Source organism: Pseudomonas sp. TWP3-1 (assembly GCF_049896625.1).
Classification (GTDB): Bacteria; Pseudomonadota; Gammaproteobacteria; order Pseudomonadales; family Pseudomonadaceae; genus Aquipseudomonas.
Genome location: NZ_JAFCUQ010000017.1, coordinates 31,430 through 56,429, shown reverse-complemented (window position 1 = coordinate 56,429; position 25,000 = coordinate 31,430). Strand labels below are relative to the sequence as shown.

Genomic DNA, 25,000 nt, shown 5'->3' with positions numbered 1-25,000 from the left:
TTAAATCAAAAGATCTGGCGCCACATGTGGATCTTGTCGAAGTAGTCCTCACCCACCCGCACCGCCAACGGCTCCAGTCCGAACTGGATGAAGCCGCAGCGCTGATACAGGTTGAATGCCGCTTGGTTGCCGGCGGTGACGGTCAGTTGAATGACTTTCAGCGCGGGATGCTTCTGCGCTTCGTCCAGCGCGGCGTGCACCAGTTGCTGGCCCAGGCCGTGATGGCGAAACTCGGCCGAAACGTACATGCCGAACAACGTCGCCTTGTGCCGAGCCTTTTCCCGAGGCTCGAATGCCAGGCCGACGATGCCGGCCAACCGGCCTTCTTCGAACGCGCCAAACACCGCGTCAAGCTTGCTGGTAAGCCGCGCTTCCCACCAACTCAATGGCATCACCGCTCGTTCACGCACGCTGGAAGTAAACGCCTGCGGATGCAGGTCGTAGGCCTCAAGCATCAACTCGCGGTAAGCCAGCGCATGACTGGCGTCGAGGCGCTCGATCCACATGTTCAGGCCGCTCGCCGTTGCTCAAGCATCAGCCGCAATGCCAGCGCACCGAGCACGAAACCCATGAAATAACGCTGGACTGCCAGCCATGTTGGATTGCTGACGAACCACGACGCAATGCCCGCCGCGAACAGCGCGATCAGCAAGTTGACGCAGAAGCTGACGCTGATCTGCGTCAGGCCAAGGATAATGCTTTGGGTGAATACCGAGCCGTGTTCAGGCGAGATGAATTGCGGAAATACCGAGAGATAGAACACCGCAATTTTCGGGTTCAACGCACTGGTGAGAAAACCCATGGTGATCAACTTGCGCGAAGAATCCGCCGGCAATTGCTGCGCTTCGAACGGCGAGCGCGCACCGGGCCTGACCGCTTGCCATGCCAGCCATAACAGGTACAGCGCACCGGCCCACTTCAACACTTCATAAGCCATCGGCACCGCGAGAAACACTGCGGTCAAACCTGCCGCCGCCGCGAACAGATGCACAAAAAATCCCGCGACCACGCCGAGCAACGAGGTCACCCCGGCCTTGCGTCCCTGACAGATCGAACGCGAGATCAGGTAGATCATGTTCGGCCCCGGCGTCAGCACCATCAACAACGCGGCGGCGGCGAAAATCAACAGGTCTTGAAGCGGGATCATGGCGAAGTCCTGTGCATGAATGATCAGGCGCTGGCGGCCAGCGAGGCTCGATAAAACGGCAGGATCAGGTCGCGTGTCAATGGGGCGAGGATGACATCGCCGTCGGTGGCCGGATCAATCCACAGCACTTCTTCGATCTCGGCCGCCGGGGAGACTTGTGCGTCGATGCTCAGCTGGAAAATTTCCGCCTGTACGACGAATCCCGGCTCGTTGGCGGCGGGCGCCGAGAACTGGCCGAGGAATGTCGCTTGCGTCGGATCGATGAGCAATCCCAACTCTTCTTCCAGCTCACGGGCCAGTGCATGCACCGGCAATTCATCAGCCTCGATCTTGCCGCCCGGCTGCATGAATGCGCTAGTGCCGCGCTTGCGCACCAGCAGGGTCTGGCCGTCAGGGCGGATCAACAGTGCAGCGGCGATGTGAATGATGCGCGATGGAACGGCGGATGCAGAAGTCATGGGTCAGTCACGGGCCTTGGGAGAAACCGCAAGGATCCCATGCCGGTCACGCCAACGTCATCAACCCGTGCCTTCAAGCTCTTCCGGCTCCTTCACAAACACTTTGTATTTGGCTCCCTCCATGGCCTCGAAACTAATCAGTTTGTCCACCAGCAATGCGCTCAAAACCTTACCGGCATTGAGCAGCAACATGCCGTTGTCGGCATTCAGATTGCGCGCGAGGATCATCCCCGCCGCCAGCTCGCGAGTGCCCAACACCTTGACGTTCGGGTCGGCCAGCACCACGTCGCTGAGGCACGCCGCGCACACCTGGATGAAATCTTCGATCAACTCCGGATCGTACAGTCGGCCGGCGTATTGGCGCAGGTATAACAACGCCTCGTCGCTGTTCATTTGCCGCTCGAGAATCAGCCCGCGCTGCAACTCGACAAAATCCACCGCCAACTTCAACAGCCGCGAACCAAACGGAATCGCCTCGCCCTTGAGCCGATCGGGAAAGCCACTGCCGTCCCAGCGTTCCTGATGGTGCAGGATCAAGCGCGCGGCATCCTTCATCGGGTCGAGGGTCATCAGCAGCGATTCGCTCTGTTTCGGATAACCGCGATAGCGCTCGCGCTCGGTGCTGTGCAGTAAATCCGAGGGCGCGCTCATCATGCTGTCGGTCCAGCTCAGCTTGCCGATGTTGTACAGCGCGGCGGCCATGGCCAGGTCGCGGCTGCTGGCTTCATCCAGCCCGTGCATCTTGCAGTAGCCGCGCACCAGTTCGATGATCTGCCGATTGGTCTGCTTGGCCGGCGGCAGGCGCAGGTTGGCCAGCAACGAGAACACTTCGGTGCCGGTCACGTAACTGTGTTTGAGCTCTTCGTAGGCCAGATCGAGCATGTCGGCGGTCTGCTGCAACTCGGCGGTACGCGCGGCGACGTGTTTTTCCAGCGTGCTGTTGAGCAGTTTGAGCTGATCGTTCTGCACTTTGGCCAACCGCTCCAGACGCTGGCGTTCACGTTCGGAATGTTGATGCTCCAGCGCCTGACGCAAGGTCAGGAGCATTTCTTCGTCGTTCCACGGTTTGCTGATGTAGCGATCGATGCGTCCTTCGTTGATGGCTTTGATGATCGCCGCAGGGTCGGCATAGCCGGTGAGCATGATCCGCGTGGTCGCCGGATAAAGTTCATGCACGCGCGCCAGCAATGTGGCGCCGTCCATATTGGGCATGCGCGCGTCGCTCATGACCAGATCGACTGGCTGCTGCTCCAGTATTTCCAGCGCCTGTGCGCCGCTGGTAGCCAGCACCACGTCGTAGGGCTGACCGCGCAGCAGACGCCGCAGGCTGTTGAGGATCGACTCCTCGTCATCCACCAGCAACACCTGCGGCCGGTGCGCTGAAGTCGCAGATTGTTCTTCCATGGGGTGACCTCAAGCGAAACAGTGAACCTGACAGGCGCGCCGACAGACCTCCTCGTTTGCCCGCGCTTGAGGGCAAGGCTAGATGATTTTTGCGCGGTTCACGCGATACATCGGTTACACACCGGCAAGCGAAGAGTCCTGCGGGCAACTATGCTCTAGGGGTCGAACGAGACAAACGGCCTGCGTGCAGGCATGCAAGGAGGGGAAAAAGGATGCTCCCGAGTAAGAGCGTGTCTGGATCTGGCATTGCGCCATGAGCGCACAAGCCGGACCGATCAACCGCCGCATACTCATCGTCGACGATACCGCGTCGATTCATTCCGATTTTTCGAAAATCCTCAGTCCGGGCAATGCAGACGCCGATAGCCTCGGGGAAACCGAAAACCTGCTGTTCGGCACCCCGGCCACCGCTCCTAAACTGCACTTTGAACTGGATTCGGCATTTCAAGGCAGCGAAGCGCTGGCCAAACTGCATGCGGCCATCGCCGCTGGACGCCCCTACGCCATGGCCTTCATCGACATGCGCATGCCGCCGGGCTGGGATGGCCTGGAGACCATTGAGCGGCTGTGGCAGGTCGATCCCAAACTGCAAGTCGCGTTGTGCACGGCCTACAGCGATCACTCGTGGGAAGACATCGACCAGCGGCTGGGACTGACCGATGGTCTGCTGATTCTGAAAAAACCCTTCGATGCGATCGAGATCCGCCAGATGGCCAGCGCGCTCACGGTCAAGTGGCAGATGACCGAAGACGCCGCGCTGAAGATGACCCAGCTCGAACAAGCCGTTCAGGAGCGCACGCGAGAGCTGTCCGACGCCAATATCATCGTGCAGAACAGCCCGACCATCCTTTACCGGTTACGCGGCGATCCCTCGTTCAAGCTGATGTACATCTCGCACAACATCACACGCTACGGCCATATGGCGGCCGATCTGGTGAAATCGGCAAACTGGGCACAGGACTTGATTCACCCGGATGATCAGGCCGGGGTAGATGCCGCCATGGCCCGGGTACTGGATCGCCACGCACTCGGTGCCTCGATCGAATTTCGCCTGCGTACCGGGGATGGCAACTGGCGCTGGGTGGAAAACCGTTACGTCCCGGTCCGCGATCACGACGGCCGATTGCTGGAAGTCGAAGGGATCATCCTCGACATCACCGAGCGCCGCGTGGCCGAAGAGAAGCTCGCCTTGCTGGCGCGCACGGACGGCCTCACCGGGCTGGCCAATCGCGCCACGCTGATCGAGCGTCTGCATCAGGCGTTTGCCGGCGCCCGTCGCGGCGCAGCGCCATTCGCGGTGTTTTATCTGGATCTGGACCACTTCAAGCGCATCAATGACAGCCTCGGTCACCCGATCGGCGATCTGCTCTTGCAGGAAGTGGCGCGGCGGATCAAATCCAGTGTGCGCGAAAGCGACGTCACGGCGCGCCTCGGCGGCGATGAGTTTGCGATCCTGCAACTGGACGTCAGCGACCCGACCCGTTCCGCCGCCATGGCCACCAATATCCTCGATGCGCTGATGGCGCCGTATCACCTGGCGGGCAACGCTGTGCATATTTCAGCCAGCATCGGCATCAGCACCTACAGCGACGCCAGCCTCGACGCCGACAGCCTGCTGGGCCAGGCCGACATGGCGCTGTACCGCGCCAAGGACACGGGGCGCAATCAGTATCACTTCCACTCCGAAGCGATCACCCAGGAAGTGGCCGAGCGCATGGCCATCGTCACTGAGTTGATGACTGCACTGGAGCGCGATGAGCTGGAGTTGAAATACGCGCCGGAATTGGACATGCACAGTGGCAGGATTTTAGGCATGGAGGCGCAGGTCTGCTGGAACCATCCCCAGCGCGGCCTGCTGCAGGCGGGCGCGTTTGTCCCGGCCGCGGAAATAACCGGCGCCATCATTCCCCTCGGCCGCTGGGTGCTGGATCGCGCCTGCCGGCAAATGAGCGAGTGGCGCAACGCCGGTGTGGCGCCACCGGTGATGGCGATCAAGCTATCGCTGGCCCAGCTCAAGAGTGGCCCCGAATTTATCTACGACGTATTGCGCACCGCCGCGCGTTACGAGCTCGCGCCCTGGGATCTGCGTTTTGACGTTACCGAAGCGACGCTGGCCCAAACCAAGTGGACACATAACGACGTGCTGCCGAGATTGAGCGAGCTGGGGGTGAAAATCGCCATCGACGATTTCGGCACCGAATATTCATCGTTCGATTACCTGAAAACCTACCGGGTCAATCACCTGAAACTCGCCCAGTCGTTTCTCGACAGCGCGGCTCAAGATACGGCCGGGGCCAACACGCTGAAAGCGATCATCAATTTCGCAAGGGATCTGGGCATCGGCATCATTGCCGAAGGCGGCCAGCAGCCGGGGCAGCCACACGAGCCAAAATCCGATGCTCCGCTGGCTGCGGCACAGGGTCTGTATTTCAACGAGGCCCTCAGCCCCGAGCACGCGGTCCGGATGCTCACCGCCGCCAGCAGCGAGTCAGCGGGCACGAGGGAGATTGAGGGATGAAAACGCCCTTCGCCCAGACCAACCGCCGGATTCTGATCGTCGACGATACCCCGGCGATCCACGACGACTTTCGCAAGATACTCACCCCCGACATCAGCGGCGCAGCAGACCTGAACAGCCTGGAACAGTCGTTGTTCGGCACCCGTCAGGCCCCGCAAGTGACGTTCCAGCTTGACTCCGCCTATCAGGGCCAGGAAGCGCTGAAACTGGTGCAACAAGCGCTGGATGAGGGTCGTCCCTACGCCCTCGCCTTCACCGACATGCGCATGCCGCCCGGCTGGGATGGCCTGGAAACCATCGAGCAACTGTGGAAAGTCGATCCGAACCTGCAAATCGCGTTATGCACTGCTTTCTCCGACTACAGCTGGGAGGCCATGGCCGAACGGCTGGAGTTCGGCGATCAGTTGCTGATCCTGAAAAAACCCTTCGATACCCTGGAAATCCGCCAGATGGCCAACGCCCTGACCTGGAAGTGGCAACTGGCTCAGGACGCCGCACTGAAGATGCTCAGCCTCGAACAAACCATCGAGGCACGCGTCCACGAATTGCTCAAAGTCTCGCATCTGTTGCAGTACGACACCCTCACCGGTCTGCCCAACAGCACCTTGCTCGGTGACCGCTTGAGTCAGTCGATTGCGGCCTGCCGCCGCCATGACAAAAAACTGGTGGTGCTGTTCCTCGGTATGGACCGCTTCAAACGCATCAACAACGCGCTGGGGCATCCGGCCGGCGACGAAATGCTCAGACGGGTGGGCCAGCAGTTGCTGGGAAACGTGCGCGGATCGGACTCGGTCTTTCGCTACGGCTCGGACGAGTTCGTGGTGATCCTCACTGATATCAACCATCCCCAGCAGACCCGCAGCATCGCCGAAAAACTGCTGGGCGCCATCCGTGCGCCCCAGATGATCGCGGGGCATGACGTCAGCGTCACTGCCAGCATGGGCGTGAGCATTTACCCGGACGACGGGCTCGAAGCCATCGACCTGATCAAAAAGGCTGAAACGGCCATGCGCAACGTCAAGGACAGCGGGCCGGACAACTTCGGTTTTTTCATCGAGGCCATGAACGAGCGCGCACGCCAACAGCAGAGTATCGAATCAGGTATTCGCCAGGCGCTGCAACGCAACGAATTTGTCCTGCACTACCAGCCGAAAATCGCTCTGGAAAGTGGGCGGATTGTCGGCGCGGAGGCGCTGGTGCGCTGGCAAAAACCGGGGCATGGCTGGGTTTACCCGTCCGAGTTTATTCCAGTGGCCGAAGACAGCGGGCTGATCGTGCCGTTGAGCAAATGGGTGTTGGCCGAAGCCTGCCACCAGACGCGGCACTGGCAGGCGGCGGGGTTGCCGCCGATCCGCATGTCGGTCAACACCTCGGCCATCGACTTTCGCCAGCGCCACTTCGTGGAGAACATCGAACAGGTGCTTGCTCAGACAGGGCTGGATCCGTGCCTGCTGGAGCTGGAAATCACCGAAAGCGTACTGATGCAAAACGTCGACGCGACCATGAGCGCGTTGCAACGGTTGAAAGCGCTGGGGGTCAGGCTGGCCATCGATGACTTCGGCACCGGGTATTCAAGCCTGAGCTACCTGCGGCGCTTTCCCATCGATGTGCTGAAAATCGATCAATCATTCATTCGTGGCCTGAGTACTGACAGCAGCGATGCCGCGCTGGTTGGCGCGATCATCAGCCTGGGCAAGAGCCTGAGCCTGAACGTCATCGCCGAAGGGGTCGAAACAGCGGCGCAACTGAAATTTCTCAAGGATCACCATTGCGAAGAAGCTCAGGGTTACTACTTCAGCGAAGCCGTGCCGGCGCCGGCGTTTGCCCGACTGTTGAGCACAGGGCTGCCGGATTCATCGACGCCCTGCGACAGCCCGGCAACAGGCACGGGAGACAATCCCTCATGACCCTGTTCCGTTACACGCTGGCGGTGATGTTGGGTGGGACATGCGTCAACGCTGCCGGCGAGCCATTGAATCAACCACTCAAGCCCTTGCCGGAGATGGCGCCACCCAACCGTGAACGCGCCGCGCTCGGTCGCCAGTTGTTCAATGATCCCAGGCTTTCGGCGAACAACACGTTGTCCTGCGCCAGTTGCCACCAACTGGACAAGGGCGGTGCCGACAGCCGCGCCCTGTCGCTGGGTTTCGATGGCAAACCGGTGACGGTCAACACGCCAACCGTGCTCAACGCCAGCCTCAATTTCCGGCAATTCTGGGACGGACGGGTCGAGACCCTGGAAGCGCAAGCCGACAATGTGATTACCAGCCCCCACGAAATGGGCAGTGACTGGAAAACCGTCGTGCAACGCATCAACGACGATCCCGGCTACCGCAAGACCTTCGACAGCGCCTACCCGGACGCCGTGACCAAAGCCAATATCCAGAACGCACTCGCCACCTACCAACGCACCTTGTTATCGCCAGGGTCGCGCTTCGATCAATACCTGTTGGGCAAGACCGACATTCTCACCCTCGAAGAAAAGTACGGCTATCAACGCTTCAAGGACTACGGCTGTATCGCCTGCCATCAGGGCGTGAACATTGGCGGCAATATGTTCCAGAAGTTCGGCGTGTTCGGCGACTACATTGCTGATCGCGGCAACCCGACGGCGGCTGATCTGGGCCGCTTCAATGTCACCGGCGATGAAGCTGATCGCGCGGTGTTCAAGGTGCCGAGTTTGCGCAATGTCGCCCTGACCGCGCCGTACTTCCACGACGGTTCGGCACCTGACCTCGAACGGGCCGTGGACGTGATGTTCCAGTACCAATTGGGGCGCATGCCGAGCACCGAAGACAAAACCCTGATCATCCAGTTTCTCAAGACCCTGACCGGCCAATGGGAGGGCAAGCCATGAAGAAGATCTCACGCAGAACCAGCCTGCTGCTGATCACGGTGGTCGCCATTCTGCTGGCCTCGACGCTGCTGTTCCTCTACCTCAAGTCCAGCTCGGAACAGACCACCACCTACACCGATTCGCGCGATTTGATCCGCCAGATCACCCAACAGGACGCCCTGTGGGAAAACGAAATACTCAAGGCCCGCGTGGCGATTTCCCACAACTACGATCCGCTGGTGTCTCCGGTGACCGAGATGCATCAGCTATGGGAGCGCTTCGCCGCAATGGAGTCGGGGCATGGGCGCAAGGACTCCAGCCAATGGAACGATGCACACGAAGGCTTTCTCAAGGCAATGCAGGAAAAGACTCGCCTGGTCGAACAGTTCAAGTCGCACAACGCCTTGTTGCGTAACTCGCTGGCGTTCCTGCCGACCGCCGAAGATGACATTCAGGCGCAACTGGCGGACTTGTCTGACCTCGACAAGCTGCAAGTGCAAAACATCGCCACCGACACCTACGACCTGCTGCTCAGTGCCCTGGAGTTTGCTCAGGTCACCTCCGCCGACAAGGGCGCCGACATTGTGCTGGGGCTGAATAAACTGGCGGTGAACGCGCAACGTTTGCCGGAAGAATTCCATGCCCCGGTGAAGATTCTCAGCAATCACATCGCGCTGATTTTACGCGAGCAGCCAATCGTCAACGATCTGCTGGAAAGCATCGAAGTCGTGCCCGTGGCCGAACGTCTGGACGACATCACCCGCATGCTCAACCTGGATCAGCAACGGGTCGAAAAAATCGACCGCGAGTACCACTTCTACATGCTGTTGTTTTCCGTGCTGCTCATGCTGTCGCTGCTGTGGCTGGCCGTCCGGCTGATCCGCAGCTTCGCCGAGATCCACCGGGTCAACAACGCCCTGCAAAACGCCAACGATGCGCTGGAGCAACGGGTCGAAGAACGCACCCGGGAACTCAAGAACGCCCAGAGCGAACTGCTCGACGCCGCACGGCAGGCCGGCATGGCGGAAATCGCGACCAACGTGCTGCACAACGTCGGCAACGTGCTCAACAGCGTGAATATTTCCTGCGAGCTGATCGGGCGCAAACTGCGCAGCAGCAAGGCCCTTGGCCTGGGCAAGGCCATGCAACTGATCAACGAACACCCCGATGACCTCGGGCATTTCCTTAGCCAGGACGACAAGGGAAAATTGCTGCCCGGCTATCTCAACCAACTGGTCAGTGCGATTGACCAGGAACAGCAGGAAATGGCCGACGAACTGGGTCAGATGAACAAGAGCGTCGACCACATCAAGGACATCGTCGCCACCCAGCAATCCTACGCGGGGGCCAACAGCATGACCGAACCGCTGTATATCGACGAACTGCTGGAGGACGCCCTGCGCATGAATGCCGGTGCGCTGACTCGCCATCACGTCACCGTGGTCAGGCAATACAGTGAAGTGCCCCAGGTCATGGGCGACAAACACCGCTTGCTGCTGATTCTGATCAACCTCATCAGCAACGCCAAATACGCCATGACCGACCTCAGCAACCGCCCGCGAACAATGACGCTTGGGGTGGAAATCGTTGACGAGACCTTTTTGCAAATCAGCGTCCGCGACGACGGTGAAGGCATCGCCGCGGAAAACATGACCCGGATCTTTGCTCACGGTTTTACCACCCGCAAGGAAGGCCACGGGTTTGGTCTGCACAGCTGCGCACTGGCGGCGATCGAAATGAACGGCCACCTCACCGCCCACAGCGACGGACCGGGACTGGGCGCCTTGTTCACCTTGCAACTGCCGCTGATTGCTGTAACGGAGAATGCATGAGCGAACTGTCGAACCGGCGCATTTTGCTGATCGACGACATGCCGTCGATTCACGAAGACTTTCGCAAGATTCTCACCCCGACCCTGGCGCACTCCGCGGAACTGGACGAGATGGAAACAGCATTGTTCGGTGCTCCAGCCAAACCCCAACGCCCGAGTTTCGAGCTGGACTCGGCTTATGGTGGCGAGGAAGGCCTGGCCAAACTCAACCTCGCCTTGCAGGAGCAATGTCCCTACGCGTTGGCGTTTGTCGACATGCGTATGCCCGACGGCTGGGACGGCGCGCAAACCATCGAGCAACTGTGGTTGCAGGATCCGCAATTGCAGGTGGTCGTGTGCACGGCGTATTCCGACTATTCCTGGGACGAATTGCTTGATCGCCTGCAGGCTCACGACCGTCTGCTGATCCTGAAAAAGCCTTTCGATAACATCGAAGTGCAGCAAATGGCCAATACCCTGCTGACCAAGTGGCAGATGACCGAGCGCGCGTCGTTGCAAATGCACAATCTGGAGCACCTGGTGGATCAGCGCACCGCTCAATTCAAGCAGGCCAGCGTGGCCTTGCAGCGCGAAATCGACGAGCGCAAACAGCTCGAAGGCCAGTTGGTGCAGTCGGAAAAGCTTGCTTCACTCGGGCAACTGGCGGCCGGGGTCGCGCATGAGATCAACAATCCGATCGGCTTCATTTCCTCCAACCTCGGTTCGCTGGACGGCTACTTTCAGCAGTTGCTGAGCATGCTCGACGCGTACCAGACCGCCGGGCAAACCCTCGCCGCCGAACCCGCCGCGCAATTGCAGCAATTGCGCGAACAGCTGGATCTGGATTTCCTGCTGCAAGACATTCCCGTGCTGATCCGGGAATCCAAGGAGGGCATCGGTCGCGTCAGCCAGATCGTCAAGGACCTGAAAGATTTCTCCCGGGTCGACACCCAGCAGCAATGGCAGTCGGCCAATCTGCAACAAGGCATCGAATCGACCCTGAACATCGTCGCCAGCGAACTCAAGTACAAGGCCGATCTGGTCAAGGAATATCAGGATCTGCCGGACATCGAATGCCTGCCGTCGCAGATCAATCAGGTCATCATGAATCTGGTGATCAATGCGGCGCAGGCCATGGGGCCTGAACGCGGCGTCATCACCCTGCGCACGGGGCTGCAAGGGCAAAATGTGTGGATCGAAGTGGCTGACAACGGCTCGGGCATTGCACCCGAGACCTTGCAGAAAATCTTCGACCCGTTCTTCACCACCAAACCGGTGGGGCAAGGGACAGGGTTGGGTCTGTCGCTGTCCTACGGGATCGTGAAAAAACACGGCGGGGACATTTCAGTGCGCAGCGAACTCGGGGCTGGCACCACGTTCCGCGTGCTGTTGCCGCTGCGTCAGTCGGTAACCTGACGCCGATGTAGGCAGAAAGTCTCCCTGTTCACGGTTTCCCTGGAGGCGCAGAATCCCTGCCTGCCCTACCAAGTCCGAACCAAGGAAACCGTATGAGCCTGTCCCTTCTGAGCCGCTACGCCTTCTTTGCCGGCTGTGTGATTTTCACCCTCGCCAGCCTGCCTTTTCTGCATCACGACTGGCTATGGCCGTTCACCGCCGTGACGGGCGTGCTGAGCCTGCTCGGTCTGTTCGACCTGCTGCAAAGCCCGCACGCGGTGCGCCGCAATTACCCGATCCTGGGCAACATTCGTTATCTGGTCGAGGGCATTCGCCCGGAGATCCGCCAGTATCTGCTGGAGTCCGACAGCGACGCCCTGCCCTTCTCCCGCGCCCAGCGTTCGCTGGTGTATTCACGGGCGAAAAATGAAACCGCCGACAAGCCGTTCGGCACGCTGATCGATGTGTATCAGTCCGGTTTCGAATTCATCGGCCACTCGATGCGCCCGGCGCCGTTGAGCGATCCGGGCAGTTTTCGCGTCACCGTCGGTGGCCCGCAGTGCACCCAACCGTACTCGGCGTCGGTGTTCAATATCTCAGCCATGAGTTTCGGCTCGCTGAGCGCCAACGCGATTCGTGCGTTGAACCAAGGCGCGAAACTCGGCAACTTCGCGCATGACACGGGCGAAGGCAGCATCAGTCCGTACCACCGCGAACATGGCGGCGACCTGACCTGGGAACTGGGTAGCGGATATTTCGGTTGCCGCACCAGCGACGGCCGTTTCGACCCGGAGCGCTTCGCCACCCAGGCGCAGAATCCGCAAGTCCGCATGATCGAAATCAAGATGAGTCAGGGCGCCAAACCCGGTCACGGCGGGATTCTGCCCAAGCACAAGGTGACCCGCGAGATCGCCGACACCCGCGGCATCATGATGGGCGAAGACTGCATTTCGCCGTCGCGCCACAGTGCGTTTTCCACACCGATCGAGTTGATGCACTTCATCCAGCAATTGCGTGAACTGTCCGGTGGCAAACCGGTGGGCTTCAAATTCTGTCTCGGTCATCCGTGGGAGTTCATGGGCATTGCCAAAGCGATGTTGGAAACCGGAATTCTGCCGGACTTCATCGTGGTTGATGGCAAGGAAGGCGGCACCGGCGCCGCACCGGTCGAGTTCACCGACCATATCGGCGTGCCGATGCGCGAAGGTCTGCTGTTCGTGCACAACACGCTGGTCGGCCTGAACCTGCGCGACAAGATCAAACTCGGCGCCAGCGGCAAAATTGTTAGCGCCTTCGACATCGCCAGCGTGCTGGCCATCGGTGCCGACTGGGCCAACTCGGCGCGCGGTTTCATGTTCGCCATCGGCTGCATCCAGTCGCAAAGCTGCCACACCAACAAATGCCCGACCGGCGTCGCCACTCAGGATGCCCTGCGCCAACGCGCGCTGGTGGTGCCGGACAAGGCACAGCGGGTATACAACTTCCATCGCAACACGCTCAAGGCGCTGGCAGAAATGCTCGCCGCCGCCGGCCTCGATCATCCGTCGCAACTCTCGGCCAAGCACCTGGTGCGGCGCATGTCGGCCACCGAGATCAAACTGTTCTCGCAGTTGCATGTGTTCCTGAAACCGGGAGAACTGCTCACCGGGGAAGTGAATGGCGAGTTCTACTCGCGCATGTGGCAAATGGCGCGGGCGGACAGTTTCGAACCGCAGGATGTGGCGGCCGCTTAGCTTGTTCGAGGCGCTGGCCGGCAACAGAGGCCGGCGCTTCAATCGCTGTGTCGGCGAAACAATACAAAGCGGAAAAAGCTATAGCCGAGCAGCAGATTCAGCAATGAAAACGTGGTGACAGTCACCAGTCCGGGCAACTGGTAGATGTCAGCAATATGGCCCACAGCGAAACTCGCCGCCCCCATCACGCCGATGAACCCTAGGTAAGCGAACACCGAGGTCTGGTTCTCGAAGGTGTAAAGCGCGTTCACGTAAAATGAGAACGCTGCGGCCACGCAGAATGCCGCGAAATTGCTAGCGGCCTGATCGAGTCCGACGGCGGCGCAGAGTACGAAAAAGATTTGCCAGTGAATCAACGCATCCGCCAGCCCGATCACGAGAATTGCAGAGAATCCTTTCATTGCGCCTCCTTCCATTTCTCACTGGCGAAAACGCAAGCTAGTTCATGATGCAAGGCCGGTCTACTGTCAGAAATTACAGGTGCACGGTGGCATCCGACGAATGGCTACGCTAAAACCCTACCCAATAAAAAGCCCCGGTCAATCGACCGGGGCTTTGATGTTTCTGCGCTTTGGATTTACGAAACCGAACGCACCGCACCTTGCGCCACATTGGTCGGTTGCAGCTTGAACACGTAGAACACCACCGTCAGCAACACCAGGAATGCCGGGCCGACGTACAGCGCGACGCGGGTGTCCGGGAAGTACGCCATCAGGCCGACCACCAGTACCAGAAACGCCAGCGCCAGATACGAGCTGATCGGGTACAGCCACATCTTGTATTTCAGATTGGCTCGCTCGCTGGCACTCAGACCTTTACGGAATTTGAGCTGCGCCAGCAGGATCATCACCCAGGTCCAGATCGCGCCGAAGGTCGCGATGGCCGTGACCCAGACGAAGACTTTTTCCGGCACCAGATAATTCAGCAGCACGCCCAGCAACAACGCACCGATCGACAACAGCAATGCGCGACGCGGCACGCCGTTGCTCGAGGTCTTGGCGAAACCGGCCGGGGCCTGACCGTTCTGCGCCAGGCTGTAGAGCATGCGCCCGGTGCTGAAGATGCCGCCGTTGCACGACGACAGCGCAGCGGTGATCACCACAAAGTTGATGATGCCAGCAGCGGTTTTGATGCCCAGACGCTCGAAGGTCATCACGAATGGACTGCCTTGCGTGCCGATTTCATTCCACGGGTAGATCGACAGAATCACGAACAGCGCGCCGACGTAGAACAGCAGAATCCGCCAGAACACCGAGCCGATCGCATTCGGGATGGTCTTCTGCGGGTTTTTCGCTTCACCGGCAGTCAGGCCGATCATCTCGACGCCGAGGTAGGCGAACATGACCATTTGCAGTGACATCAAAACGCCCTGCACGCCATTGGGCATGAAGCCGCCGTGCGCCCACAGGTTGGAAATCCCCAGCGCCACGCCGTCATTGCCGAAACCAAAAGCGATGATGCCGATGCCGCCGATGACCATCGCAATGATCGTGACGATCTTGATCAGCGCGAACCAGAACTCGAATTCACCGAAGGCCTTGACCGCGATCAGGTTGATCGAGCCCATGCTGATCAGCGCCGCCAGCGCCCAGATCCAGCGCGGCACATCGGGGAACCAGACGCCCATGTACACCGCGACGGCAGTGATTTCCGCGACGCAGGTCACCAGCCACAGGAACCAGTAATTCCAGCCGGTGAGGAAGCCTGCCAACGGGCCGAGATAGTCTTGTGCATAACGGCTGAACGAACCGGCGACCGGGTTGTGCACGGCCATTTCGCCGAGGGCGCGCATGATCACCAGGATCGCCAGACCGCCGATGATGTACGACAGCATGATCGCCGGGCCGGCCATTTCGATGGCCTTGGCCGAACCGAGAAACAGACCGACACCAATACAGGCGCCAAGCGCCATCAGGCGAATATGCCGTTCGCCGAGTTCGCGTTTGAGCGGGCCGCCTTCAGCGGTCTCGCCATGCGGCAGGTGATTGCCTACGGGCATAGGGTGCAACCTCATCTTGTTATTGGATTGACCACTGAGTGTCGAGGCGTCGGTTGATTGGCCGACACCTCCCGAAACCGCGCCTGCTTCGTGGGCAAACGCGTCTTGCGGAACAAAACCTGCAAGATCAGCGGGGCGTGCAGTATAAAAAGCTTCGGACAGGGTAATTCACTCTATAAACGCCTTGATTCAGCGGCAAATATTGTGATTCACGCTGTTTTCGAGAGAAACCATCCTGCAAGTGTAGGATTTTTCGCTATCGAAACGGCCGGCGAGTATTGCACAGCAATGGTGCAGCGTCATGCCTATGCCTTGGTGGTATTGATCTTGGGATGGCTCTATTCCAAATGTCTTGAAGGCATCCCCCTCCCGTGAAGAGGGCATCCCTGTGGCGAGGGAGCTTGCTCCCGCTCGGCTGCGCAGCAGTCGCAAAACCTGCCCACGCGGTACTTCAGTGAAGCCATCACTACCGGACTTGGGCCTGCTGCGCAGTCCAGCGGGAGCAAGCTCCCTCGCCACAAAAGCTGTGTCCGGCAAGATTCTCGGAAAAATCCGACAGCTTTCTCAGGTTCAACTCGGAAGCTCAGCAGCTAGCGTATGAGTGATGAATCCAACAGGACGCAACGGAATGCGCAAACATCTACATTCACATCGACTTCGCCAAGGACGCTGCTCCGAATCGGGTCGCGCCTATTTGATCACCGCCGTGGTTTATGAGCGTCGCAGGATCTTCAGTGATTGGCGATTGGGGCGATTACTAGTAGCAGAACTCAGACGAGCCCATGAACAGGGCTGGGTCAACTCGATCGCCTGGGTTGTGATGCCTGATCATTTCCATTGGCTGGTTCAATTGGAAACAATGCGTCTGGATCAGCTGATGCAGGCAGTGAAATCTCGCAGCACACTCTCTATCAACCGAACGTTGAACCGAAAAGGTGCGTTCTGGCAAACCGGCTACCATGACCGGGCTATCCGCGACGGCGAAGACTTGAAGCCGTTCGCCCGTTACATCGTTGCCAATCCTTTACGCGCGGGGTTAGTAGATAAAATAGGCGATTACCCGCTCTGGGATGCCTGCTGGCTATGATCCACCCTGTGGCGAGGGAGCTTGCTCCCGCTGGACTGCGCAGCAGGCCGTAGGCTGGTAGTTATGGTTTGTCTGAAACACTGCATGTGCAGTTTTTTTGCGACTGCTTCGCAGCCGAGCGGGAGCAAGCTCCCTCGCCACAGGGTGTTCCCATCCAGGAGGAATAACACTACCTCACAATTTTTTCACCATCGCCAACCACCGTCTAAGCTTCAGACAAGTCCGATCAATCTGCGTGAATGGATCAGTCGACTATGGGCGCGTTATGGCAAACCGATTCGAGTGAAAAAGTGGTTCCGACTGAACGTGTGGATGAAGCGCCTATACCTGAAAAACCCCGCCGTAAACGGCACGGGTGGAAGGCTTTCTGGGTTCTGTTTCTGATTATCGCGGTTGTGCTGGGATTGGCCGCGGCCAAGGAAATGCGCACTTCGCGTTTTCAGTCGCGCGAGGCCAGCCAGTACGCTGCCAAGCTCAAATACGAACTGCAACCCGGCCCCAGCGAGGCGATTCGCTATCCGGGCAACGGGCCGTTCGACTTACGTCTGGGTTATAGCTCGCTGGATGAGTTCCTGCCGCGGCTGATCAAGCGCAACTATGTGATCACCGAACAAACGCGCTTCTCCCCGGCCCTGCTCAGCTATACCGACAAGGGGCTGTTCGTGCCCTATACGGAGAAAATCCAGGCCGGGCTGTCGATCACCGACTGCCGCGCGGCGCCGTTGTATCAGTACAAATATCCGCAACAACTCTATTCGAGTTTCGCCGCGATACCGCCGGTGGTAGTCAGCAGTCTGCTGTTCATCGAAAACCGTTTTCTGCTCGACCCCAAACAACCCCTGGCCAACCCGGCAGTGGACTGGCCACGCTTCGGCATGGCCGCGTGGTCGCAGGTTGCGAAGGTGCTGCGCCTGCCGGGCCAATCAGCTGGCGGCAGCACCCTGGCAACACAATTGGAAAAATACCGGCACTCGCCAGACGGCCTGACCGTGTCCGGCGCCGAGAAGATCCGCCAGATGATTTCCGCCAGCGTGCGCGCCTATCAGGGCGGGCCGGAAACGTTGCCGGCGCGGCAGAACATCATTCGCGATTACCTCAACAGCGTGCCGCTCTCGGCGGTGCCGGGGCACGGCGAAGTACACGGCATGGCTGAAGGCTTGCGGGTCTGGTATGGCGCGGACTTCAATACGGCCAACGCCACGCTCGCCAGTACCGCGACCGATCCGCAGACTATGGCGGCAAAGGGTCTGGCACTGCGCGAAATGCTTTCGCTGATGATCGCTCAGCGTCGCCCTTCGCATTACCTGAGCAAGGGCCGCGAAGAACTGGTCAATCTCACCGACAGTCATCTGCGCGTGCTCAAACAGAACAGCGTGATCGACGCGGCGCTGGCCGATGCCGCACTCGCGAGCAAGATCAGCTATCGCGACTGGCAGACGCAACCGACCATTCAGCCGATCGAAACCAACAAGGGCATCAGTGCCGCGCGCAGCCGCCTGGCGTCGATGCTCAACCGTCCGCTGTACGACCTCGACCGTCTCGACCTGTCGGCCACCAGCACCCTGCAAGGTGAACTGCAAACCCAGGCCACGGCCTATCTGAAAAAACTTGCAGACCCGACCTACGCCGCAGAAGTCGGCCTGATGGGCGAACGTCTATTGACCCCCACCAGCACCACTCAAGTGCGCTACAGCTTCACCCTGTTCGAACTGACGCCGGATGGCTCGCGCGTACGGGTGCAGACCGACAGCACCGACCAGCCATTCGACATCAACGAGGGCAGCAAACTCGAACTCGGCTCCACCGCAAAAATGCGCGTGATGACCACTTACCTGCAGATCATCGCCGAGTTGCACGAGAAGTACGCCGGCATGAGCGTGCCGGAATTGAAGAAAGTCGAGGTGCCGGATCAGGATCGCCTGAGCCGGTGGGTGATCGATTATCTGGTGCAAAACAAGGATCGCAACCTGTCGACACTGCTTGGTGCGGCGCTGGACCGTAAATATTCGGCCAGCCCCGGCGAGGCGTTTTTTACCGGCGGTGGCCTGCACACCTTCAATAACTTTCGCAAAGAGGACAACGGACGTATCCCGACCCTGCGCGACGCGTTGCGCGAATCAATCAATCTGCCGTTCATTCGCCTGATGCGTGATCTGGTGCGCTACACCACCTACTCCGGCCCCAACAACAGCGCCGAGTTGCTCAAGGACGATCGCGACCCACGGCGTCAGGAATACCTCGCCTCGTTCGCCGACCGCGAGGGCACATCGTTCCTGCTCAAGTTCTGGAAAAAATACCGCAACAAAGATACCCGGGCGCGCCTGGAAACCTTCCTCGACAGCATGCGTCCGACGCCGATCCGCATGGCGGCGGTGCACCGTTATCTATTGCCGGATGCCAGCCAGCAAGACTTCAACACCTTCGTGCGCTCGCATCTCAAGGGCGCCAAGCTGACGGAGAAACTCACCGATGAACGCCTTGAACGGCTTTATCTCGCCTACGGCCCCGGCAGTTTCGATTTGCCTGATCAGGGTTTCATCGCCAAGGTGCATCCGCTGGACCTGTGGCTGATCGGCTACCTGCTCAATCACCCCGACGCGACTTTCAAGGACATCGTCAAGGCCAGCCAGTTCGAGCGTCAGGAAGTCTACAGCTGGCTGTTCAAGAGCAAGCACAAAGGCGCGCGCGACAGCCGCATTCGCACCATGCTTGAAATCCAGGCGTTCCTCGACATTCATCAGCGCTGGCAGCAAGTCGGCTACCCCTTCGATCACCTGGTGCCGTCACTCGCCACCGCCATTGGCAGCTCCGGCGATCGCCCTGCCGCGCTGGCCGAGCTGATCGGTACAATCCTCAACGACGGCGTGCGCATGCCGACCCTGCGCATCGACAGCCTGCACTTTGCCGCCGATACACCGTATGAAACGCAGTTGGTCAACGACCCGCATGTGGGCAAACGGGTAATGCCATCGGAAGTGGCGACGGCCATGCGTGAGGCGCTGTCGCAAGTGGTCGACTCAGGCACCGCCAAACGTGTTTCCGGCAGTTTCAAACTGACCGATGGCAGCCCGCTGATCATGGGCGGAAAAACCGGTACCGGCGATAACCGCATAGAGGCAATCGGCTCCGGCGGGCGGATCCTCAGTTCGAAGTCGATCAACCGCACGGCAACGTTTGTGTTCTACATCGGCGATCACCATTTCGGCACGCTCACCGCGTTCGTGCCGGGGCGCTCGGCGGAGAACTTCAAGTTCACCTCGGCACTGCCAGTGCAGGTACTCAAGGGTATGGCGCCGATTCTGATGCCGTATCTGCAACCCGGCAGCGATTCGCAATGCAATCCTGCGCAAGCCCCCTCAGTTGCGGCCGCGAGCTCAGCAAGGCCTGATCAACAATGAACCATCGAGGGTAGTAAATATGTATTTTCAACATTTCAATATTCAATGAATCCTCCGTTAACCCGGCGCTTGAACAGCAGGCTTTTAAACTAATCATTCTGTGCATTGAACGTTAGGCTGATAATTCCTGACTTATTCAAGGCCACAACAATGAGCGCAACATCTATATATAAAGGGCAACATTACGACTTAATTAAATCGCATATTGATCCAGTGTTCAGCGACATGCAGTTGCATCGTGTGCACGCGTTGAAAAACATGCGTCCTGACCGGCAAACATGGATGACGCAGGCGCCGGCCCGTGAGCTGCACCGGCTGTCCGCCGACAATCGTAAAGCCTGGGCGGCGCAGAACAGGATCGACCGTTTGCTCGGGCGTCTCAAGGACGTGTACGCCTTCGCCGAGCCATTGTTGAAAGCCAGACTGCTTGAACGGTTCAATATCGACGTTGACGTAAAGAACACTTATGCACGGCTGTACTCTTCCGAAAAAACCCCGTGGTACGCCATCGATATAAACAAGGGTTCCAAAGCCAGAACCGTGTCCCTGATCGATGCAGCGCTGCATAACTTCGCCAGCGACGAAACTTATCAAACTTATTCAACTTTCATCAGCAAAACCGATCCCGCCCGAGATTTGTTCGATGTTTCGCCGATCAATAAAAAGATCAGCGTAAGCCAGTTCCAGACCTTGTGCCGGGAACTCGACATTGGCGCACAGTACAAGGCCCATCTCGAGACGCTGTTGCTTGATCGCGAGCCGGTGGCCGAAACCTATTTACGCACCCGCGTGCAGCAGAGCCAACAGGCCGCGTTGAAAGCGGCTGCACACATGGCGCAGATCAAAAAAGACATCGGCCACAGTGCCTACGCGCTGATTCGCGAGCTGCTTCTGGGGCGGCAGAACCTGATGCTGGATGGCCAGCCAATGCTGGTCTGCGACCTGGGCATGATGGACCTGACCTTCACCGGCATCCTGATCATTCGCCCGGATCCGGCGCAGCCACAACGCTCGGCGAACATGATCGCCTATGTGCCGCACGACCCCGAACATCCGCTCAAGGAATACCCGTCCACCCTGGATTTCATGAAGGAGTTGAGTCGCCAATTGCGCGCCAACAAAACCCTGCCATCGACCGGCATCAACTACCGGCAGTTCTTCAGCCAATTCGTCGACCATGAACAGCGCGGACACTTTTTTGCCGGGCTTGAACAGCGCCTGACCTACGTCAAATGGTATCCAAAGGAGACGGCGGACTCGCGCCCGTCATGGCGCGAAACGCCGGTGGAGAAACCGCAACTGCAATTCAGCGCCCCGGCGATCACTACGCCGCTGTGGACGTATCTGTACCAGCAGCGGCTCAACAAGATTCTCAATGACGCCCGCGGCATCTCCGTGTCGACGGCGGATGCCGACAGCAAATCGCGCTGGGCGTGGTGGAAAAATCTCTTGAAGATCGCCGAGGATATTTTCAATGCGGCGCTGCTGGTACTGACCCCGTTCGTGCCGGGGCTGGGTGAGTTGATGCTGGTCTACACCGCGTTTCAGCTGACCGAAGAGGTGGTCGAGGGCGCAGTTGATCTCGCGCAAGAGCGTTGGACGGAACTGGCGGAGCACGTGGTCGGGGTGGTGACTGACGTGATTCAGCTGGCGGCATTCGGTGCCGGCGCCGCGATCGGCAACGCGTTCCGCCTGAAAATCTCGGCGTTTGTCGAAGGCCTGCAACCGGTGCCGTCGCTCGATAACAAAACCCGGTTGTGGCACCCGGATATCACGCCTTATGCACAAGCGGATCTGGCGCTACCTGACACATCAAAGCCCGACGCCAAGGGTCTGCATCAGTACGCCGGCAAAACCGTGCTGCCGCTGGAGGGCAAGCATTACGAGGTGGAATACGACCGCGACAGCGGCCGCCATCGTATTCAGCACCCTTCCCGCCCACAAGCCTACGCGCCGCAACTGCGCCACAACGAGCGTGGTGCGTGGGTGCACGAAGGGGAAAAACCACAGGATTGGGACGGCCCGGTGCTGATGCGCCGCCTCGGTCACACGGTGGATGCTTATACCGACAACCAATTGGAGGATCTGCGAAGCATCAGCGGGACACCTCACGATTGTCTGCGCAGGATGTACCTCGAAAACGCTGCACCACCGCCCTTGCTGGCCGACACTCTGGCGCGCTTCAAAACCTGGGATGAGACGCGCAACCTCAGCCAACTGATTCGTAACGGCCAGCCGCTGGAGCCGACAGCGTACTGGTTCGAACGCATGGTGCCGGACATGCCCGGCTGGCCCGCCGACATGGCGCTCAAGGTGTTCGAGGATGCCCGATTGAGCGGGGTCTTTCGCAAATACGGTAATCCGCAAGCCAGCGATGCGCAGACGCTGAGCATCAGTCTGGCAGACATTCTGGCCGGCAAACTGGCGCAGCGAATGGTCGAGTTTCTCGACGATGGCGAGATGTCCAGGTTGCTCGGCAGCGAGTATCCGCCAGAGCAGCGCGCCCAGGCCTTGCGCAACCAACTGGCGCTCGCCGTCGAGACGCGCACGCCGGAGATCTTCGCCTACCAGAACCGACTCAGAGATCACACCGCTGACGCGCGGGTGCAATTGCTGCAACAGCAGTTCCCGCAGTTGCCCGCGCCAGTCGCCGAAACCTTGCTGACTACCGCATCGCCCGCCGAACAGAAAATCATCCTCGAGCAACAGCGCATACCGCTGCGCATAAGAGATCAGGCGCGTGAGAGCGCGTTTGAAGTCAGCACCGCGCGTGCCAGTGAAGGATTGTATGAGCCGGCGTTGCGGGTGCCTGACTCCGAACGAATGATCCTCAACGCACTACGCTTGCACGCCGACGCTTTCGCCGATTTGCGCATTGAAGTGCGCGACCTGTTTTATGACGGAACATTGCGTTGCAGCGCCGGCAGTGAAGACGCCGCGACGATCCGGGTGCTGGTCAGGGACGAGCGCGGCCGCTATGCAGTGCGTGACCGTCAAGACAATCAACTGCACGCGGCCGGTGACTTGTATGAGGCAGTTTTGCTCGCGTTACCGCAAGGCAAGCGCGTCGCACTGGGCTACCGCCCCGGTCAGGGGCAGCTCTTCAGACAATGGGTGATCGTCAAGACCGGGACACCGGCCGAGCGCAGGACATTGCTTGCCCGCTCGCCCATTCGTCCGGTGGTACCGCGGCAAACCGAGTTGCTGATGCGCGGCCCGGCGTTTTCCCGGAACGCCCTCACCGTCGAAGACAAAGTCAGGAATCTTTATCCGCATTTGAACGAGGCCGAGGTCTCGGCATTCGGTCGGTCATTGGCAGGCAACGGCGATGCCCATGTGCAAATCCAGCGCCTTGAGCAAGAGCTGAAGACGCTCAAGCAAAAACTCGCAGACTGGCGCCAGAGCTATCTGAGCGGCTGGGATGCCGAGTATCCCGATCCGCACCGCGCCCGCGCCTGGTGGGACTATCAACATAACGGTGGGCGCTTCGTTGCCGACCGGTTGCTGGCGTGTTTCGAAAGAACCAGTGAAGTGTTTGGCGAACGCAGCATCAGTGCGCAACAAGGCTATACCCTCGATCTTTCCACCGAGCTCCTGCGCCCCGATCTTGAACGCTGGTGGCGGGAAATACCTGAGGGGCTCAAACCGTGGATCGATCAGGTCACGACCTTGAACCTCGACAGAGCCTGGTTCTTCCCGGCGGCAGACGGACTGCTCAGCGACTTTGCGCATCTGCGTCAGTTCAGTGCCCGCGGCTGCGGGCTGACCGAACTGCCGGAAAACGTCGGCAAAATGCGCCTGCTGGAAACCCTGCGGCTCAACGAAAACCAGATTCGACTGACGCCGCCGGCCATCGAACAACTACGCGACATGACGCACATGGAAACCCTGCGACTGGACAATAACCCCCTGGGTGTTGCGCCGAACATCGAGCGCATGCCGCGGCTCAAAGTGCTGAGTCTGATCGACACCGGCATTGATAGCTGGCCTGCGGGACTGTTCAACAAGGCCCGTCCCCGAGGGTTCTTTCTTGACCTTGGGTCGAACCCGATCAGGCACATCCCCGACGTGCCTTTGGGTTCCGACGACGCGTGGCTGATTGCCCGCACCCGCGTACATGCAGAAATGCTGACGGACAGCGTTCGCACTACTTACGAGCAATACCGCGTTTCGGTGGGCATGCCCCCGCGCCTGTCCTACTCGCCAGCCGCCGGTAATTTACTCGAACGCTGGCCACTGTTCGTCGACACCACGCTCAGCCACGAAACCGTCGGGATCGGCGCATATCGGCCAGAGGCATGGCACGACCTGGCGCAGGAGCCAGGCTCGGAAGGTTTCTTCAAGGTGCTGGAGGGGCTGACCCGTTCCGCCGACTACGAAGAAGGAGGCAAAGCCAATGATCAACTGACGGACCGGGTCTGGCGCATGATCGGCGCCATGGACATCGATACACCTCTGCGCGAAGAACTGTTGCTGATGTCGACCAACCCTGAAGGCTGCGAGGACGCCGGCGCGCAGCTGTTCAACAACATGGGCGTCAGGGTGCTGGCCTCCGAGGCGCGCCTGTACTCGACCGACCGCGCGGAGCTGGAGCGCAAGCTGGTGACCCTCGCCAAGGGTTCTGCCCGCCTCGGCCAGGTCAGCGAAATCGCGCGCTCCGATATCAAGGCGCGCAGCGGTGATCCGGACGAAGTCGAGGTGCATCTGGCCTACGAAACAGGCATGGCAAAACCGCTCGAATTGCCGTGGCAGTCGGAAGACATGAAGTTTCGCCCCACCGCCGGCGTCAGCGACCAGACGATCGACAACGCCATCCAGACCGTGCTCGAGGCTGAGGCCGGTGACGGTCTGGTCAATCAAATGATCGAACAGCCGTTCTGGGAACAGTACCTGTGCAACAACTGGCCAGGCGAGATGGAAGCCAACAAACGCCTGTACATGGACAAGCTCGATCTGCTCGAGGAGCTCAAATCGGCGCAGGCCAAATGGGCACAATCGGCTGCGCTGCCGCCCACTCAACGCTACCTGCGCAAACAGAGGCTGAGTGAGTTGGCGCAACGCTATCCGATTGCCGAGACAGAGGTTTTCACCGGTGAGGAGATGAGTGCACAAACCTACGAGCGCTTGCTGCGTGAACTGGGTTACAGGGAGAAAGAGCTGCGCAGACAGCTGACTCGCGATGCGATGGCTCGCGCCGGCATCTGACGTCTCGCTC

At 59.5% G+C, this 25,000-nt stretch carries 16 protein-coding genes; 10 read left to right on the top strand and 6 right to left on the bottom strand.

Annotated features, from left to right (window positions below; genetic code table 11):
• Window positions 1-5: 5 nt before the first annotated feature.
• From ACP7BN_RS21315 to ACP7BN_RS21300, 4 genes are read right to left on the bottom strand one after another with little or no spacing between them, the layout of a single operon-like run.
• The gene (locus ACP7BN_RS21315; protein ID WP_426205970.1) at window positions 6-506 is read right to left on the bottom strand and encodes a GNAT family N-acetyltransferase; all 501 of its coding nucleotides are present in this window, start codon (window positions 504-506) and stop codon (window positions 6-8) included.
• 2 nt (window positions 507-508) lie between these two features.
• Window positions 509-1,147: a LysE family translocator gene (locus ACP7BN_RS21310; RefSeq protein WP_426205969.1), complete on the bottom strand. Its 639-nt coding sequence runs from the start codon at window positions 1,145-1,147 to the stop codon at window positions 509-511.
• A gap of 23 nt (window positions 1,148-1,170) precedes the next feature.
• Complete coding sequence (locus ACP7BN_RS21305; RefSeq protein ID WP_426205968.1) at window positions 1,171-1,605, bottom strand: NUDIX hydrolase; 435 nt, start codon at window positions 1,603-1,605, stop codon at window positions 1,171-1,173.
• Between the two features lie 60 nt (window positions 1,606-1,665).
• Window positions 1,666-3,009, bottom strand: a complete 1,344-nt coding sequence (locus ACP7BN_RS21300) for an HD domain-containing phosphohydrolase (RefSeq protein WP_426205967.1) — start codon at window positions 3,007-3,009, stop codon at window positions 1,666-1,668.
• Between the two features lie 253 nt (window positions 3,010-3,262).
• Here ACP7BN_RS21300 and ACP7BN_RS21295 point away from each other — a divergent pair, with 253 nt between their 5' ends.
• The 6 genes from ACP7BN_RS21295 (at window position 3,263) to ACP7BN_RS21270 (ending at window position 13,301) form a co-directional block, all read left to right on the top strand.
• Window positions 3,263-5,527, top strand: a complete 2,265-nt coding sequence (locus ACP7BN_RS21295; protein ID WP_426205966.1) for a GGDEF/EAL domain-containing response regulator — start codon at window positions 3,263-3,265, stop codon at window positions 5,525-5,527.
• The gene (locus ACP7BN_RS21290; RefSeq protein WP_426205965.1) at window positions 5,524-7,434 is read left to right on the top strand and encodes a putative bifunctional diguanylate cyclase/phosphodiesterase; all 1,911 of its coding nucleotides are present in this window, start codon (window positions 5,524-5,526) and stop codon (window positions 7,432-7,434) included. The genes ACP7BN_RS21295 and ACP7BN_RS21290 overlap by 4 nt, the downstream gene beginning before the upstream one ends.
• A complete protein-coding gene (locus ACP7BN_RS21285) occupies window positions 7,431-8,384 on the top strand; it encodes a cytochrome-c peroxidase (protein ID WP_426205964.1) in 954 nt (317 codons plus the stop codon). Before ACP7BN_RS21290 ends, ACP7BN_RS21285 begins: the two co-directional genes overlap by 4 nt.
• On the top strand, window positions 8,381-10,195 hold the full coding sequence (locus ACP7BN_RS21280; RefSeq protein ID WP_426205963.1) for a DAHL domain-containing protein: 1,815 nt from the start codon (window positions 8,381-8,383) through the stop codon (window positions 10,193-10,195). Before ACP7BN_RS21285 ends, ACP7BN_RS21280 begins: the two co-directional genes overlap by 4 nt.
• Window positions 10,192-11,589: an ATP-binding protein gene (locus ACP7BN_RS21275; protein ID WP_426205962.1), complete on the top strand. Its 1,398-nt coding sequence runs from the start codon at window positions 10,192-10,194 to the stop codon at window positions 11,587-11,589. The genes ACP7BN_RS21280 and ACP7BN_RS21275 overlap by 4 nt, the downstream gene beginning before the upstream one ends.
• A 92-nt stretch (window positions 11,590-11,681) precedes the next feature.
• Window positions 11,682-13,301 (top strand): FMN-binding glutamate synthase family protein, encoded by a 1,620-nt coding sequence (locus tag ACP7BN_RS21270; protein ID WP_426205961.1) that lies wholly within the window; start codon window positions 11,682-11,684, stop codon window positions 13,299-13,301.
• A gap of 38 nt (window positions 13,302-13,339) precedes the next feature.
• Here the strand turns inward: ACP7BN_RS21270 and ACP7BN_RS21265 are convergent, their stop codons facing one another.
• Entirely contained in the window at window positions 13,340-13,702 is a 363-nt protein-coding gene (locus ACP7BN_RS21265; protein ID WP_420650610.1) for a GtrA family protein, read from the bottom strand.
• A gap of 176 nt (window positions 13,703-13,878) precedes the next feature.
• The gene (locus ACP7BN_RS21260; protein WP_426205960.1) at window positions 13,879-15,300 is read right to left on the bottom strand and encodes an amino acid permease; all 1,422 of its coding nucleotides are present in this window, start codon (window positions 15,298-15,300) and stop codon (window positions 13,879-13,881) included.
• A 57-nt stretch (window positions 15,301-15,357) separates the two neighbouring features.
• Here ACP7BN_RS21260 and ACP7BN_RS21255 point away from each other — a divergent pair, with 57 nt between their 5' ends.
• The 4 genes from ACP7BN_RS21255 (at window position 15,358) to ACP7BN_RS21240 (ending at window position 24,990) form a co-directional block, all read left to right on the top strand.
• Window positions 15,358-15,675 (top strand): hypothetical protein, encoded by a 318-nt coding sequence (locus tag ACP7BN_RS21255; RefSeq protein ID WP_426205959.1) that lies wholly within the window; start codon window positions 15,358-15,360, stop codon window positions 15,673-15,675.
• 253 nt (window positions 15,676-15,928) lie between these two features.
• On the top strand, window positions 15,929-16,387 hold the full coding sequence (locus ACP7BN_RS21250) for an REP-associated tyrosine transposase (protein ID WP_426205958.1): 459 nt from the start codon (window positions 15,929-15,931) through the stop codon (window positions 16,385-16,387).
• A 254-nt stretch (window positions 16,388-16,641) separates the two neighbouring features.
• Window positions 16,642-19,785, top strand: a complete 3,144-nt coding sequence (locus ACP7BN_RS21245; protein ID WP_426205957.1) for a transglycosylase domain-containing protein — start codon at window positions 16,642-16,644, stop codon at window positions 19,783-19,785.
• Between the two features lie 225 nt (window positions 19,786-20,010).
• Window positions 20,011-24,990 (top strand): NEL-type E3 ubiquitin ligase domain-containing protein, encoded by a 4,980-nt coding sequence (locus tag ACP7BN_RS21240; RefSeq protein ID WP_426205956.1) that lies wholly within the window; start codon window positions 20,011-20,013, stop codon window positions 24,988-24,990.
• The last annotated feature ends 10 nt before the right edge of the window (window positions 24,991-25,000 follow it).